The sequence below is a fragment of the Thermococcus radiotolerans genome (assembly GCF_002214565.1).
Taxonomy (GTDB): domain Archaea; phylum Methanobacteriota_B; class Thermococci; order Thermococcales; family Thermococcaceae; genus Thermococcus; species Thermococcus radiotolerans.
Genome location: NZ_CP015106.1, coordinates 254,604 through 269,203 on the forward strand (window position 1 = coordinate 254,604; position 14,600 = coordinate 269,203).

Sequence of the window (14,600 nt, forward strand, 5' to 3'; positions counted from 1 at the left end):
ATAAGTCCCCTATTGACTTAAACCTGGGTAAGGAGCCATGCCGAGCTATATCGTTGTTGGTGGTCAGTGGGGAGACGAGGGCAAGGGCTCTGTTATCGCCTACCTTGCCCTGAAGGACGAGCCTGAAATCATAGCTCGCGGTGGAGTTGGAACGAACGCGGGCCACAGCGTTTTTATCAACGGTAAGAAGTACGCGGTCAGGCAGCTTCCGACGGCGTTCATCCAGAGAAAGGCCAGGCTTCTCGTGGGTGCAGGCGTTCTCGTTGACCCGGAGGTATTCTTCCACGAGCTTGAGCACCTCAAGGACTTCAACGTCGCCGAGAGGGTTGGCATCGACTACCGCTGTTCCATAATTGAGGAGGAGCACAAGAAGCTCGACAGGAGCAACAGCCACCTTCACGACAAGATAGGAACCACCGGAAGCGGCTGTGGGCCGGCAAACGCCGACAGGGTTATGAGACGGGCGAGGCTGGCGAGGGATATTCCCGAGCTTGAGCCCTACCTGACGGATGTGGCCGCAGAAGTGAACGACGCCTTGGACGAAGGGAAGCTCGTACTCGTCGAGGGGACGCAGGGCTTCGGCCTGAGCCTCTATTATGGAACCTACCCCTACGTGACCTCGAAGGACACGACCGCTTCGGCCATAGCGAGCGACGTTGGAATAGGCCCGACGAGGGTTGATGACGTCATAGTCGTCTTCAAGAGCTTCCCGACGAGGGTCGGGGCCGGACCGTTCCCGACGGAGATGAGCCAGGAGGAGGCTGAGAAGCTCGGCCTCGTTGAGTACGGGACCGTCACGGGAAGGCGGAGGAGGGTCGGCTGGTTCGACTTCGAGTTCGCCCGCTACTCTGCAAAGCTCAACGGCGCGACGATGATAGCCCTTACGATGCTGGACAAGTACGACAAGGATGCCTTCGGCGTCACGGACTACGACAGGCTTCCGAGGAAGGCCAGGGAGTTCGTTGAGGAAATCGAGGAGCGCGTCGGCGTTCCCGTTGGGCTCATCAAGACAGGGCCCGAGCTGGAGCACATAATCGACAGAAGAGACGTGGTATAAGTTCTTCAAAACTCCCAGTTTTCTTCTTCCTTCAGGCTGACTTCGATGGGATACTCGAGTATTTCCCTAGCCATGGGTTTCGGCGACCGCAGCCTTATCAGAAACTGCCCGTGTCCCATGACCGCACCCGTGCGACCGAGGCTTCTGAGGATGTTGTCCACGTCGAGATTGCCGTAGGGACAGAACATGACGGTGCTCTCTTCCGGGAGTAGGGGATATTCAAACTCCTGCATCGAAGAATCGGCTATCCTGACGTTGACTTCGGGGCTTTCGGGGGCGCTCATGGTCACTTCAAATCTGCCCCTCCCTCCTGGTGGTGTGTAGAACCTGCCGATCAGCCTCCCGCCGCGTCCCTCAATCTCTACGTCAACGTGCCCCTCCGTAAGGGTGGCCGTGAGGAGCTTTTTACCGCTGACCACCCCCCTGCTGGTCATGAAGAGTATCACTGTCCTCTCGTAAGGTTTGCTGAGCACCCTTACCGCCGGAAAGCTGGCGAATCCTCTGCCGATGACGGCTGAGAGCTTGAATTCCTCCGGGGGAAATTCTATGGAGGAGGACTTCTCTCTTTTCAGAACCTGGAAATTCCTCGCCGAACGCCTTTTTTCCGGATGGCTGAGAAGGGTTACCCTTCCGTACTCGAACTCAAGCTCGAGGGGGAACGTTAGGCGGTTTTCTTCGGGGGTGCAGTTCCTCGCAAGCGTGGCGGCCTTCCTGGGTCCCTCTTTCATCTTTTTCAGGCAGAACAGCATGAGGCCTATCACGATCAGGGCAAAGGTTAGGTACATGGAGATTCCTATGAACGCCTCCCTGGAGGCGCCACCACCCACGAGGGTCAGAAGGATGAGGATAATGACTGAAACGAAGAGAACCACAAAGGCCGTGATCAGCTGAGTGAGGAATCTGGTCTCATATGCCTCCATCACCACAATCCTCATCGCCATCATCTTCATTCGCTTTGGTGGAATGTTCCACAAACCACCTCACTATCACCTCGTGGAGTTCATCCGCCCACTCCGGGTCCTCGAATATTTCGTGGTAGGCCCCTTCGAACTCTTTAATCGCCTTGTCCTCAACTGCCAGCTCTTCCAGGAGCCTTCTTGAGCCCTCTGGAGGGGTTATTATGTCCCCCGTACCGACGATGAGAAGCGTTGGAACCCTTATCCTTCCAGCCTCTTCGTGCGCCAGTTCCATGTTCTCGAAGATGCTCCTTCCGAGCTTTGCGGAAATCCTGTCGTGAACGAGTGGGTCTTCGACGTAGCGCTTCACTGCCTCGGGGTTCCTAGACAGCAGTTCAGGCTTCAGTCCGTTGGAGAGCGTTACGCTTGGGGCGATCCTTCCGAGGAACTTTGCCAGGGCCACCATGAAGTCCGGCGTTTCCGGGCTCTTGGCGAGAGCGGGTGAGGACGCTACCACTCCCCTTATTCTATCTGGCCGGGTTTCGGCGTAGCGGATTACTGTCAGACCGCCGAGGCTGTGGCCGAAGAGGAAGGGTTTTTCGCCGATTTCATCTATAATGCCGTCTATTATCTCCATCGCCTCTTCAACGCTCGTATGCCCCCTCTTGCCCGGGCTCTTTCCGTGGCCAGGCCAGTCGAAGGTATAGACGGCGAAGCCGGCATCGTTGAGCTCTCTTATTAATCTCTCGTACCTTCCGCTGTGTTCCCCTAGGCCGTGGACGAGAACCACCCAGCCGAGCCTCGGTTCACCGAAGCTGACTTTGTAGACATCCATAACATCCACCGCCCTAGAAAATGAATGGAAGGGGCATTTAACGTTTTCCCTGGAGGTAAAAAGGGTTCATGAGGAGAATGGGCTCTCCTTAAGCTTCTCGTTGACGAAGCGCACTATCCTCTCGATGTCATCTTCGATAGTGTCCGGTTCGGGTTTCATAAGGACATAGAATACGTTGGTCTTTGGAGTCAGCGAAACGTGCTTTACGTTGTGGGGTTTGGAGAGGCCCCCAACGAGCTCCCTAAGCTTTTCGACGTCCCTTTTCTTCTCGTAGAGGGCCTCATATTTCTTTCCCGCTATCTCGATCGTCTCTTTCTGGAGGAGGGGCTCGTTCTCGATGTCCGGCTTGAGCCGGTAGTAGCCCTTCTGGATGAGGTGTGCCTCACGCTTTATCTGGGCAAAGGGCTTCACCACGAAGTAGAGCTTGTCATGCCTGCTTGTAAGCAACGCTATTGGGAAGTACAGAAGGCTGTGCCTCGGAAGGAGGGTCAGGGTGTACTCAAACTTCCTGATGTTGTCGCGGTTGATCTTGTAGCTGGCTCTGAACCCTATGTAGCCACCGAGCCACACGTAGTCCTTATCCTCAGGTTTAACGACTTCCTCGATCTTCCGCAGGTAGAAGTCCATGAGTTGAAGGTTCAGCTTTCTCCCTTTGTAAAACTGAATCGATGTCAAAGCAGCTAACACCATTATGGCGAGCAGGATTCCAGACGTAAGTTCCATCCCTTATACCTCCAGATCATCTTCCAAAGGATAATATCGTTGCAGAGTGGTGTCATCGACTATCTCAAGGTATCCCACCTTATCCTCTAAAACCTTTACCATTTCCCTCACGATCTTTGCCTGGAGGGGCCAGTTCACGGCCATGGTGAAGGGATGTGCCGGGGTGTTCCTCGCGAAGGCAACGTATACCCTAACCCTGTTCTCCACCTCGTCTATTTCGACCTTCGTTACCAATCCTTCCGTCACGATATCCATGTTGGTGAAGGGATTCTCCACCTTTCGTAGCTCCTTAAGTATGTCCTCACTCTTCAAGGACCATACCTCCGAGCTTCTCCAGCCATTCGAGACCCCGCGGTTCTTCGGCGAACATGGGTATTTTCACTATCTCAACTCCTGAGAAGGTCTTGCCGATCTCCTCCAGCACCTTTCTCTGGGCCTCCAGCTTTACTTTTATCTCGGGAATCTCCCGTCCCACGGTTATAACCTTGTTGATGAGAATCATATTGAAGGGGACTTTGAACTTCTTCAGGCTCTCGTAGGCCCTCTTTGTTTCATATAGCGGGAGCATCTCGGGGTTCATAACCGTGACGACGCTCGTTTTCTTGGGGTCGGTTATAACATCTTCGACGAATTTTACCTCGGAGCGGTAGGCCTTCAGCTCCTTCATAACCGGATCCTCTTCTTCCTCCTTCGGGAGAACGAATTCCTGTCCATCAACTTGGAACTTCTGGTCTCCGTGGATCTTCACTATCATCCTCCGTCTCTCCAGTATCTTCCTGCGGATTTCGATCAGCTTGTCTGCCCATATGAGGGAAATCCTCGGTAAGGCTAAAACGCGTAGCGTAAGTCCCGTGGGTGGGGTATCAAACACTATCACGTCCCACTCCTCACCCTGAAGGAGGATGTTTCTAATCGCTTCGAGGGTGGCGTACTCCTCTATTCCGGGGGAGAAGCTTAGAACCTCGAAGTACTTCTCTAAGTTGATCACCGTGAGGTAGCGGTACATATGCTTCAGGTTTTCCTCCAAGTGCTTGAGGTACGACTTTATCAGCTTCTCCATGTCGAGCTCACTTGCGTAGAGGTTATCGGCCAGTTCTTTGGGCTTATCCTCCAGCTTAACCATGAAGACGTCCCCGAGGTTATGGGCCGGATCGAGCGATACTATGAGCGTTTTGTATCCCTTCTTTGAGAGGGCCGTCGCAAGGGCGGCGCTGGTGGTAGTTTTTCCAACGCCCCCTTTGCCTATCACGAACACAACCCTAAAATCCTCCTTGGGAATGAGGAATTCCCTCATCTCTACCACCTCAGTCAATATCGAACATTCCGGCTATCTCCCCAAAGATGTCGTCCATGTCTATTGCCCTCCTCTGCATGACGTGCATCTCCCTTACCATGTGGGGCATGAGCCTTATGACGAGGGTCGTTGGGGGAGAGGGTATTCCCACGAAGGAGCCCATCAGTATTAGGGCGAAAACGTTCTCCAGCTCCCTCTCCTCGAACTCTATATACTCCGTTGATTGATGTTTGAAAGCCCCCCCAAATCCTCTCAGGAAAGCCCTTATGTCCTCAATTACTTTCTTCACCATTTTCTCACCTCAGACTCCTATCCAGCCGGTTTTGAGGGAAACCTCCTTCAGGCTCTTTTCCTGCATCACGTAAAGCTCCCTGAGGACGTGGGGCAGCAGGCGGTAGGTTAGCTCCGTTGGGGGGTGGGGAAGGCCTATGTAATCTCCAAACAGTATGAGCGCGAAGATGTTTTCGAGCTCCTCTTCCTCCCATTTAACCCCCTGGAGGTAATACAGCTGAAACCCCTTGTGGAACTCCCACAGGATTCTGATGGGTATTGAAATCCAGTAGAGAAGTTTTCTTATGCTCATCAGTCTTCCTCCAAAAAGAAATAAAAGGGAAGGCTCCTCAGGCCTTTGCCGCTTCGTATTCCTCTGCCGGCTTCTTCCACGCTGCCCAGAAGTCTATGGCCAGTAGGAAGTTCAGGAGCAGACCGACGAGGGTTATCAGTCCGACCGAGTACTTGGTGAAGGCATCGCCTATTCCTGGAACCACTACCACAAGGAACCAAGCAAGGGCGAGGGTCACGGTGATCCATAGGAACAGTGCGGGTATGAGAACGGCCCAGCTCCACTTTCCGGCCTGCTGGATCTTTGTAACCCACAGTGCGCCGGTCATCATTGCAATGCTTGCGAGCATCTGGTTCATACCGCTGAAGGCCGGCCAGAGGATGAGCCACTGGTTGCCCCAAGCAAGGAGAACGCCGAGGGCAGCGATTATCGCTGACGCCACCCACCTGTTGGTGACCGCCTTCCAGATTCCCTCGCTGGTGTCAACCACCATTCCAAAGACTTCCTGCCAGGCAAAGCGGCCGAGCCTCGTGGCGGTGTCGAGGGACGTGAGGGCAAATGCTGAAACCCACAGGCTCGCGAAGACGACGCCAAACTTGTAGTCAATTCCAAAGGCGTTTGTGAGGCCGTAGGCGTAGCTCTTGGAGAAGATTCCTACCTTGCCTATCTCATTGGCAACCTTGGGAGCATAGATTGCGGCCCAGTTGGAGGCGTTTATGTCGATTCCAGCATCGGCGAAGACCTTGATTCCGTAGACGGCTATTGAGGCTATGACTATGGTTGAGAGGAAGCCCTCGGTGAACATTCCACCGTAGCCGACGAGTAAGCCGTGTATCTCGTTGTCAAGCTGTTTTGACGACGTTCCCGAACCGACGATGGAGTGGAATCCGCTCAACGCTCCACACGCGATGACCAGCGGTATTGTGGGCCAGAAGGGAGAGGGCTTTCCGCCGACGACGTTGGCCGACCAGGTGGTGTAAGCTGGAGCCGTGAACGTTCCCTTGCTCCCTATTAAGATGAACGCAAGGCCACCGAGGATGAGACCGAACCACAGGACGTATGCGTTGAGGTAGTCCCTGGGCTGCAGTAGTACCCATACTGGAAGTGATGCGGCTATGATAATGTAGACGAGGAGGAAAAGGGCCCACTGGTGGTAGGTGGCGTGAATCGGGAACTTGAAGCCGAGCCATACGGAAAGGGCGACGAGTATCAGGCCCACCACAGTTGCTCCCGCGAAGTGCAGGCTGGTCTTGTACATCAGGTACCCCACGATAACGGCCGAGACCAGGAAGAGGATTGATGCAGTGGCTGCCTCGGGAGTGCCGGTGTAAATGCCCGCTATAACGGACGTAAAGGCCGCCACAACGAGCAGCAGGGCAAACCATATGTACAGCTCGAAGGCGATTCCCGTCCTCTTGCTCATCAGCTTTCCTGCAATCCACTGGACGGATTTACCATCGTAGCGAACTGATGACATCAATGCCAGGTAGTCATGGACGGCACCAATGAAGACGTTTCCGAACCAGACCCAGATGAGTCCCGGAAGCCATCCCCAGGCCATTGCAACGGCCGGACCAACTATTGGTCCCGCGCCGGCAATACTCGCGAAGTGGTGGCCGTAGAGCACCAGCGGGTGTGCTGGAACGTAGTCAACGCCGTCGTAGAGCTTGTGCGCTGGAGTTGGCCTGTTGGGGTCGGCCCTCACGACCTTGTTCTGGAGGCTCTTTCCGTATGTGAAGTACATGGCCACGTATATAACGGCGGCCACCAAAATTACCACAGCGGAGTTCATTTCCACACCCCCATGAACGTTTTCGTACTAATGTAACAGTATGTCCATATAAATGCCTTTCGGCAAAAAACCGAAACTTTTTCGTTTTTAAACTGAATGTTTGAAACTCCGTTGCGCTCCAGTGAGAAGACTTTTTGTGCAGGGAGTTAAAAGAAAGAAGGGCGGAGAAGGCGGTTTTACTCCAGCTCCATCAGTGTTTGTCCGGTGTCGACGGTGTCGCCTTCTTTTACGAGGATTTTCTTCACTACTCCGTCTTTTGGTGCTGGGATTTCGTTCTCCATTTTCATTGCTTCGAGGATTAGGAGTCCTTGGCCGGTTTTGACTTCATCGCCCTCCTTGACTAGTATTCTCAGAATCTTGCCCGGCATTGGGGCTGTAACTGCACCCTCCCCAGCTGGAGCTGGAGTTGGCGCTGCTGGCGCAACCGGGGCCGGAGCTGGGGCAGCAACGGGCGCAGGCGAAGGAACAGGGGCAGTGCCAGTTTTTGGAGCACTGGGCGGGGCCAAAGTCCCGACTATCTGGGGCAGGTACCTGAGGGCGCTCAGGTCGACGCCCTCAACGCCGACCTCGAACTCGACGCCGTTAACGTAGAGCTTGAACCTCTGAACCGCCGGCGGTACCTCGGGCTTTCTCCTGCCCTCCTTCCTTGCCCTGAAGAACTCCAGCGCCACCTGTGGGAAGAGGCAGTAGGTCAGAACGTCCTCCTCCTTCTCCAGATAGCCCAGTTCCTCGAGCTCCTTTCTGCATTTCTCCAGCGCGGGTTCGAGCAGTTCTCCTGGCCTTACGGTTATGGGTTCCTCATCCCCAAGGACCTTTGCACGCAGCTGGGGGTTTATCTCCCCCGGCGGCCTTCCGTAGAGTCCCTTGATGTAGTTCTTAACCTCCTCGGTTATCCTCTCGTACCTCCCGAAGAGGACGTTGAGAACCGCCTGCGTCCCGACTATCTGGCTGGTCGGCGTCACCAGCGGCGGCCATCCAAGGTCTTCCCTGACGCGCGGAATCTCCTCCAGAACCTCCTGGAGCCGGTCGAGGGCTTTCATCTCCTTCAACTGGCTTATGAGGTTGGAGTACATCCCGCCTGGAACCTGGTACTTCAGAACGTAGGGGTTCACCATGAGGGCCTCCTTGTGCAGCATCCCCGAGTACTTCTCGTCGAGGAGCCGCTTGAGGTAGCGTGAGACCTCGTGGATGAGCTCCCTGTCGAGGTGGCTCCCGACGGCTTCAGGTAGGGCGTGCCAGATGGTCTGTATTCCCGGCTGGGCGGTTCCAAAGGCGAGCGGGCTTATGGCAGTGTCTATGTAGTCCGCCCCGGCCTCGACGGCCTTGAGGTACGTTGCGACGGCCATTCCCGTTGTGGAGTGTGTGTGAACGTTGACTGGGACGCCGTAGCTCTCCTTTATCTCGCTCACCAGCTCGTAGGCCTTCCAGGGCGTCAGCAGGGCCGCCATGTCCTTGATCGTGATGACATCAACGTCCAGCGCGAGCAGCTCTTCCACTTTCTTCATGTAGTACTCGAGCGTGAACACCTTGCCCGTCGTGTAGGCTATCGCACCCTGAACCTCGGCACCGATTTCCTTCGCCTTCCTTATCGCCACCTCCATGTTCCTGACGTCGTTGAGGGCGTCGAAGACGCGGAAGATGTCTATTCCGTTCCTGTGGGCCAGCTCGACGAAGCTTTCAACCACGTCGTCGGGGTAGTGGCGGTAGCCGACAACGTTCTGCCCGCGCAGGAGCATCTGGAGTTTGGTTTTGGTGATGTTCTCCCTCAGGAGCCTCAGTCTCTCCCAGGGGTCCTCGCGGAGGTAGCGGATGCAGACGTCGAACGTTGCTCCTCCCCAGACCTCCATTGAGTAGAAGCCGATTCTATCCATCTTCTCAGCTATTGCCAGCATGTCTTCCGTTGTGAGTCGCGTCGCTATGAGGGACTGGTGAGCGTCGCGGAAGGTCGTGTCAATTATCTCAACGCGCGCCATTCTCTCACCTCCATTTCGGGGCTAATTCATGTACATTTAAAAGTCTAACGACGTTCGATGGATAAGAATTCGACAATCGCCTAAGGAAAGCGGTAAAGGGGTAAAGAAACGCAGGGGTCAGAGAAGTCCCTCTGCCTTTGCCGCCTCCTCTGGCTCCTCGTTGCGGTGTATGATCCTTATGAGTGCCTTTATGAGGGGCTCCGGGTTCTCGCGCTGGAAGATGTTCCTTCCCACGACGGCTCCGGCTCCGCCAGCCTCAACGACATCGTAGACCACTTTCAGGAAGTCAACCGGGTTTTCGGTCTTTGCCCCACCGCTCAGGAGAACCGGAACGCCGGCGGCGGCATCAACGACCTTGGCGAAGGTCTCCCTCGAGCCGGTCCAGTAGGTCTTTATCATGTCCGCGCCGCTCTCGACCGCGGCCCTGGCACCGTACATGACGACGCGGTAGTCCTCCTTTTTCCCGTACTTCTCGTTTATGTACGGCCCGCGCGGGTAGGCGAACTGGACGACAGGGAAGCCAAGGTCGTGGGCGTAGCTCGCTATTTCAGCGAACTGGCGCATCATAACGTCTTCCTGCGGGCTGCCCCAGTAGACGGTCGCGGCTATGGCATCGGCGCCGAGCTTTATCGCGTCCTCGACGTAGCCGAGCTGGCTCTGGAGGAGCTGGTCGTCCTTCGGGCGGAGGTTGGTCTTGCTGGTGAGCTTTATCATCAAACCCCTGTCGGGCTTCACGTCGTTCCCGGCTATTCTTGCTAAACCGGGGAGCATCATAACGCCGTCAATTCCGGCCCTCATAACTTTCTTTATGATTATCCTGGGGTTAACGTGCTTCCAGTGCTCCTCGAAGTCCGTCGGCCCGTGCTCGAAGCCGTGATCCATGGCGAAGATGAGCGCCCTTCCGTCCCTTCGGAAAAACCTTCTGAGGCGCCTCTTAATGCCAACGTTCTGGTATGCATCCATACTAATCACCGGGAGTGATATATGACTTGGAGGATTTAAGGTTTTCCTTGACGGAAAGGTGTTTAAGGCTGAGGTCGAGTTTTTGGTGGTGGTTCGATGGATGAGGGCAGGGAAACCATGATAGGCATCAGGGTCATCAAGCTTGACGAGACGGATTCCACGAACGAGTACGCGAAGAGAATAGCCCCGGAGGTTCCGGAGGGCACGGTCGTCATCGCGAAGAGGCAAACTGCTGGGAAAGGTAGAAAGGGCCGCTCCTGGGCGTCCCCGGAGGGCGGTCTCTGGATGAGCGTCATTCTGAAGCCCCAGAAGGTGGACCCCAGGCTCGTCTTCGTCGGAGCTCTGGCCGTCGCGGATACGCTCTCTGATTTTGGCCTCGCCCCGGGGATAAAGTGGCCGAACGACATCTGGGTTGCGGGCAAGAAAATAGCCGGCATTCTGGCGGAGGGAAAGGCGGACGAATACACGGTTCTGGGAATCGGGCTGAACGTTAACAACCCCATTCCCCCCGAGCTTCAGAGGGATGCGATTTCCATGATGGAACTGATCGGAACCCCGTTGCCCATGGACAGGGTTCTTGAGAGGCTGCTGTTCCATCTAAACGCCTGGTACCGGATTTTCAAGGAGCGTCCGGATATCATGATGGCCAAAGTTCGCGAGAGGACCTTCATCCTCGGGAGAACCGTGAGGATTGTTGAGGATGATAATGTCCTAATAGGTCGTGCAGTGGACGTTTTAGATGACGGATCTCTTCTGCTCGACATTGACGGACAGTTAAGGAGAATTTTATACGGAGATGTTTCGTTAAGGATTCCCTAATTTTTCTGACGTTTTGACACACATTCGCCCGGAAAGTTAATATACTTACAGCCTGTAGCCTTATACTGCTGTCGTTCGAAATCCGGAGGAGGTGCTCCAGATGGGGCTCCTGAGAAAGTACTTGGACTACCCGGTTCTGTGGAAGATACTGTGGGGTTTAATTCTCGGTGCAGTTTTTGGTTTGATAATGGGTTATCTAGGCTACGCAGAGTTCGTCAAGACCTACATCAAGCCACTCGGTGACCTCTTTGTCCGCCTGTTGAAGATGTTAGTGATGCCGATAGTTCTGGCATCGCTTGTCGTCGGTGCCGCCAGTATCAGTCCAGCAAGGCTCGGAAGGGTCGGTGTGAAGATAGTGGTCTATTACCTCCTCACGTCGGCCTTCGCAGTGTTCTTCGGCCTGCTGATGGGCAACCTCTTCAGGGTCGGAACGGGCATAAGCCTTGGGACCGGCGAAGGAAAGGCAATCGAGGCGCAGCCACCCTCCCTCGTAAAGACCCTCCTCAACATAGTGCCCACGAACCCGTTCGCCTCCCTGTCCAACGGTGAGGTGCTGCCGGTGATATTCTTCGCCATAATCCTGGGCATAGCCCTGACGTACCTCATAAACAAGGAGGACGAGAGGCTCAAGAATGCGGGAACGACCCTCCTCAGGGCATTCGACGGCCTGGCCGAGGCGATGTATCTCATAGTCGCGGGTGTCATGCAGTACGCTCCGATAGGTGTCTTCGCCCTCATAGCCTACGTCATGGCCTCACAGGGAGTCAAAGTCGTCGGTCCGCTCGCCAAGGTCGTCGTCGCGGTTTACGTCGGCCTCACGGTGCAGATACTGCTGGTGTACTTCGTCCTGCTCAAGGTCTTCGGCATCGACCCGGTCAAGTTCATCAAGAAGGCCAAGGACGCCATGCTCACGGCATTCGTCACGAGGAGTTCAAGCGGAACCCTGCCGGTTACGATGCGCGTCGCCGAGGAGGCAATGGGAATTGACAGGGGAATATTCTCCTTCACCCTCCCGCTGGGGGCAACGATAAACATGGATGGAACGGCGCTCTACCAGGGTGTCACGGTTCTCTTCGTCGCCAACGCCATCGGCCATCCGCTCACGCCTAGCCAGCAGCTCATCGTAGTTCTAACCGCCGTCCTGGCCTCGATTGGAACCGCAGGTGTTCCGGGGGCGGGAGCGATAATGCTCGCCATGGTCCTCCAGAGCGTTGGCCTCGACCTCACCGCGGGAAGCCCTGTTGCCTTGGCCTACGCCATGATATTGGGCATTGACGCCATCCTCGACATGGGCAGGACTATGGTCAACGTCACCGGCGACCTTGCGGGAACGACCATAGTGGCCAAGACGGAGGGAGAGATAGACTTCTCCAAGTGGGAGCAGTAATTTTTGATTCTTTCTGCTCTTTTCTTGCCTTTTGCCAGGTTTTTCTTTCCCTACTTCTGGGATAAAGTTAAATACTCCGATGCGGCGCTAGTTACCAGTACAGATGGAATGGAGGTAGTGTGTAATGAAGAGATTGCTTGCGGTGCTTTTCGCCGCGATTCTCCTGACACCTCTCATCGGCTCGAGCCTGGGCCTTGCGGAGGATTTTCAACCGAAAACGTACAAACAGGACTTCGTTTTTACAATAGTGATTATGCCCAACGGGAACGCCAATATAACCATGAAGACCGTCTGGCTTGAACCGAAGGACGAGATTCAGAAGCAGATAGAGCAGATCCTCAACGAGACCCAGAACGGCAACATGACCCTTGAGGAGGCCATAGCGAAGTTCGAGGAGGAGCAGCTCCAGCGTTACATCCAGAGCCTGAGCCAGTCCGGCATGAACCTCACCAACGAGAGCATAAAATCCTACGGCATCGAGGAGGGCAACAACATAACCCTCGTCTTCAACGCCATAGCCCTCAACTTCTCCAAGTACTACTCCTACGGTGATTACTGGGAGGTTCACCTCGACCCGACCAGGGGGTACGCGACGATAAACGTCCCCGACACGGGCCTCCCGTTCGCGGTTGACATAAACAACACTTTCATCATAAAGCTCCCCGAGAACGCAACCCTGATTGAGTACCCGAAGGCATTCGCCCAGCAGTACAACACGAGCAAGTTCTTCGTAACCTCGCAGGTCGAGGGCGACACCGTGATAGTGAAGTCGTACATTTACCTCGAGCCCTTCCTGCCCCCCGACGGGTACAACGCGCTCTTCGGCAGCTACAAGGACTACTACATCCGCTACAAGGCGCCCTACAAGGGTGAGGAGCACTACCAGAGCAGCGTCATGAACGAGTACGTCACCCTGGACATATACAACAACGGAAGCGTCAGGCTCCACATGAGGGACGAGTACGTGGAGCCCAAGTCGGAGGTCGAGGCCAGGAAGGCCGAGATAATCTCCTACGGTGTCGAAAATGTTACGGAGTACATCCTTAGAACCTACTCGATAGCGCTCGGCTACAGGGGCGCCATCGTTGACGACGGTAAGGTCAGGATACTCGGTCTCAACGAGACCGACTCGCCGCTGATAATAGATGCCGAGTACATGCTCAGAAACTTCACGACCTTCGAGAACGGCTCCTACGTCTACCAGTTCGACCCGACGCTCGGTCTCAGCAACGGGCTCACCGACAGGCTGGAGTACGCGGTTAACCACACGCTGTACATAACGATAAACCTCCCAGATGGTGGAGAGTTCCTCGAGGTGCCGGACAACATAAGCGAGACCCTTAACGGCAACGAGTTCAAAATGACCGTCGTGAAGGAAGGCAACAGCCTGAAGATAACATCCCACGTCTTCATACGCTACGGTGCCACGGCGGAGGACGTCACCAAGATGCTCTCCAACCACACGACGGCGACGATAAGGTACACGATTCCGGGCGAGAAGAGCGGGGGCCTGACTGGAACACAGCAGATGGCGGCTGTGGTAATTGCGGTCCTCATCATAGCCTTCGCGGTGTTCTTCTGGAAGAGGCGCTGAGCCCTTCCTCTTTTTCGATATTCATTTAAATGTCAAAGCCCAACACTTCTGAGGTGGTAAATGTGACGCGCAAGCTCTACTACGAGGATGCATACCTCAGGGAGGCGAAGGCTAAGGTTCTTGAAGTCAAGGAAAACGCCCTCCTCCTCGACCAGACTGTATTCTACCCTACCGGTGGGGGCCAGCCCCACGACAAAGGCTGGATAAACGGCGTCGAGGTTCTGGACGTCTACAAGGACGAGGAAGGAAACATCTGGCACGTGGTTGCCGAGCCAGAGAAGTTCAAGCCCGGCGACGAGGTCGAGCTTAAACTCGACTGGGACTACCGCTACAAGCTCATGAGGATTCACAGTGCGATGCACCTCCTAGAGCACGTGCTGAACGAGGTTCTCCCCGGTGAGTGGGAGCTCTACGGCAGCGGCATGAGCGTCCAGAAGGGCCGCTACGACATAACCTACCCTGAGAACGTGAACCAGTGGAAGGGGCAGATAATCGAGCTCTTCAACAGGCTCGTTGATGAGGGCGGCGAGATGAAGATATGGTGGGAGGGAGAGACCCGCTACACCCAGATAAGGGACTTCGAGGTAATTCCATGCGGCGGAACCCACGTGAGGGACATAAAGGAGATAGGCCACCTGAAGAAGTTCAAGCGCTCCAGCCTCGGAAAAGGAAAGCAGAGGCTTGAGATTTGGCTGGAGGACTGAG

Annotated in this window: 15 protein-coding genes; 5 read left to right on the forward strand and 10 right to left on the reverse strand. The window is 55.2% G+C overall.

Going from position 1 to position 14,600, the window contains the following annotated elements; all coding sequences use genetic code 11:
• Positions 1–37 precede the first annotated feature (37 nt).
• Complete coding sequence (locus tag A3L10_RS01400) at positions 38–1,057, forward strand: adenylosuccinate synthetase (RefSeq protein WP_088866058.1); 1,020 nt, start codon at positions 38–40, stop codon at positions 1,055–1,057.
• Between the two features lie 5 nt (positions 1,058–1,062).
• On the opposite strand, the gene A3L10_RS01405 is transcribed toward A3L10_RS01400, so the two are convergent.
• From A3L10_RS01405 to fba, 10 genes are all read right to left on the reverse strand, one after another.
• Positions 1,063–1,977, reverse strand: a complete 915-nt coding sequence (locus A3L10_RS01405) for a hypothetical protein (protein WP_157726863.1) — start codon at positions 1,975–1,977, stop codon at positions 1,063–1,065.
• Positions 1,964–2,788 carry an alpha/beta hydrolase gene (locus A3L10_RS01410; protein ID WP_088866060.1) on the reverse strand — a complete coding sequence of 275 codons (825 nt, stop codon included), beginning with the start codon at positions 2,786–2,788 and terminating at the stop codon, positions 1,964–1,966. The genes A3L10_RS01405 and A3L10_RS01410 overlap by 14 nt, the downstream gene beginning before the upstream one ends.
• Before the next feature lie 66 nt (positions 2,789–2,854).
• The gene (locus A3L10_RS01415) at positions 2,855–3,511 is read right to left on the reverse strand and encodes a hypothetical protein (protein ID WP_088866061.1); all 657 of its coding nucleotides are present in this window, start codon (positions 3,509–3,511) and stop codon (positions 2,855–2,857) included.
• A 3-nt stretch (positions 3,512–3,514) separates the two neighbouring features.
• Positions 3,515–3,823 (reverse strand): iron-sulfur cluster assembly protein, encoded by a 309-nt coding sequence (locus A3L10_RS01420; protein ID WP_088866062.1) that lies wholly within the window; start codon positions 3,821–3,823, stop codon positions 3,515–3,517.
• Positions 3,813–4,805, reverse strand: coding sequence for an ArsA family ATPase (locus tag A3L10_RS01425; RefSeq protein ID WP_088866063.1), 993 nt, complete (start codon positions 4,803–4,805; stop codon positions 3,813–3,815). The genes A3L10_RS01420 and A3L10_RS01425 overlap by 11 nt, the downstream gene beginning before the upstream one ends.
• A 10-nt stretch (positions 4,806–4,815) precedes the next feature.
• Positions 4,816–5,097, reverse strand: coding sequence for a hypothetical protein (locus A3L10_RS01430; RefSeq protein WP_088866064.1), 282 nt, complete (start codon positions 5,095–5,097; stop codon positions 4,816–4,818).
• A gap of 9 nt (positions 5,098–5,106) precedes the next feature.
• On the reverse strand, positions 5,107–5,388 hold the full coding sequence (locus tag A3L10_RS01435; protein WP_088866065.1) for a hypothetical protein: 282 nt from the start codon (positions 5,386–5,388) through the stop codon (positions 5,107–5,109).
• Between the two features lie 37 nt (positions 5,389–5,425).
• The gene (locus A3L10_RS01440; protein WP_088866066.1) at positions 5,426–7,159 is read right to left on the reverse strand and encodes a carbon starvation CstA family protein; all 1,734 of its coding nucleotides are present in this window, start codon (positions 7,157–7,159) and stop codon (positions 5,426–5,428) included.
• A gap of 176 nt (positions 7,160–7,335) precedes the next feature.
• Positions 7,336–9,132: a pyruvate/oxaloacetate carboxyltransferase gene (locus A3L10_RS01445; RefSeq protein WP_088866067.1), complete on the reverse strand. Its 1,797-nt coding sequence runs from the start codon at positions 9,130–9,132 to the stop codon at positions 7,336–7,338.
• A gap of 117 nt (positions 9,133–9,249) precedes the next feature.
• Positions 9,250–10,095 (reverse strand): class I fructose-bisphosphate aldolase, encoded by an 846-nt coding sequence (gene fba, locus A3L10_RS01450; protein WP_088866068.1) that lies wholly within the window; start codon positions 10,093–10,095, stop codon positions 9,250–9,252.
• Positions 10,096–10,191: 96 nt separating this feature from the next.
• Here fba and A3L10_RS01455 point away from each other — a divergent pair, with 96 nt between their 5' ends.
• The 4 genes from A3L10_RS01455 (at position 10,192) to A3L10_RS01470 (ending at position 14,599) form a co-directional block, all read left to right on the forward strand.
• A complete protein-coding gene (locus tag A3L10_RS01455; protein WP_232460998.1) occupies positions 10,192–10,914 on the forward strand; it encodes a biotin--[acetyl-CoA-carboxylase] ligase in 723 nt (240 codons plus the stop codon).
• Between the two features lie 100 nt (positions 10,915–11,014).
• On the forward strand, positions 11,015–12,301 hold the full coding sequence (locus tag A3L10_RS01460) for a dicarboxylate/amino acid:cation symporter (RefSeq protein ID WP_088866069.1): 1,287 nt from the start codon (positions 11,015–11,017) through the stop codon (positions 12,299–12,301).
• A gap of 124 nt (positions 12,302–12,425) precedes the next feature.
• Positions 12,426–13,895, forward strand: a complete 1,470-nt coding sequence (locus tag A3L10_RS01465) for an exodeoxyribonuclease VII small subunit (RefSeq protein ID WP_088866070.1) — start codon at positions 12,426–12,428, stop codon at positions 13,893–13,895.
• A 62-nt stretch (positions 13,896–13,957) separates the two neighbouring features.
• On the forward strand, positions 13,958–14,599 hold the full coding sequence (locus A3L10_RS01470) for an alanyl-tRNA editing protein (RefSeq protein ID WP_088866071.1): 642 nt from the start codon (positions 13,958–13,960) through the stop codon (positions 14,597–14,599).
• Position 14,600 lies beyond the last annotated feature (1 nt).

Bases quoted from the DNA above. Each gene is read 5' to 3' on its own strand.
- A3L10_RS01400 (WP_088866058.1), top strand. From the start codon at position 38: ATGCCGAGCTATATCGTTGTTGGTGGTCAGTGGGGAGACGAGGGCAAG.
- A3L10_RS01405 (WP_157726863.1), bottom strand. From the start codon at position 1,977: ATGGAGGCATATGAGACCAGATTCCTCACTCAGCTGATCACGGCCTTT.
- A3L10_RS01410 (WP_088866060.1), bottom strand. From the start codon at position 2,788: ATGGATGTCTACAAAGTCAGCTTCGGTGAACCGAGGCTCGGCTGGGTG.
- A3L10_RS01415 (WP_088866061.1), bottom strand. From the start codon at position 3,511: ATGGAACTTACGTCTGGAATCCTGCTCGCCATAATGGTGTTAGCTGCT.
- A3L10_RS01425 (WP_088866063.1), bottom strand. From the start codon at position 4,805: ATGAGGGAATTCCTCATTCCCAAGGAGGATTTTAGGGTTGTGTTCGTG.
- A3L10_RS01430 (WP_088866064.1), bottom strand. From the start codon at position 5,097: ATGGTGAAGAAAGTAATTGAGGACATAAGGGCTTTCCTGAGAGGATTT.
- A3L10_RS01435 (WP_088866065.1), bottom strand. From the start codon at position 5,388: ATGAGCATAAGAAAACTTCTCTACTGGATTTCAATACCCATCAGAATC.
- A3L10_RS01440 (WP_088866066.1), bottom strand. From the start codon at position 7,159: ATGAACTCCGCTGTGGTAATTTTGGTGGCCGCCGTTATATACGTGGCC.
- A3L10_RS01445 (WP_088866067.1), bottom strand. From the start codon at position 9,132: ATGGCGCGCGTTGAGATAATTGACACGACCTTCCGCGACGCTCACCAG.
- fba (WP_088866068.1), bottom strand. From the start codon at position 10,095: ATGGATGCATACCAGAACGTTGGCATTAAGAGGCGCCTCAGAAGGTTT.
- A3L10_RS01455 (WP_232460998.1), top strand. From the start codon at position 10,192: ATGGATGAGGGCAGGGAAACCATGATAGGCATCAGGGTCATCAAGCTT.
- A3L10_RS01460 (WP_088866069.1), top strand. From the start codon at position 11,015: ATGGGGCTCCTGAGAAAGTACTTGGACTACCCGGTTCTGTGGAAGATA.
- A3L10_RS01465 (WP_088866070.1), top strand. From the start codon at position 12,426: ATGAAGAGATTGCTTGCGGTGCTTTTCGCCGCGATTCTCCTGACACCT.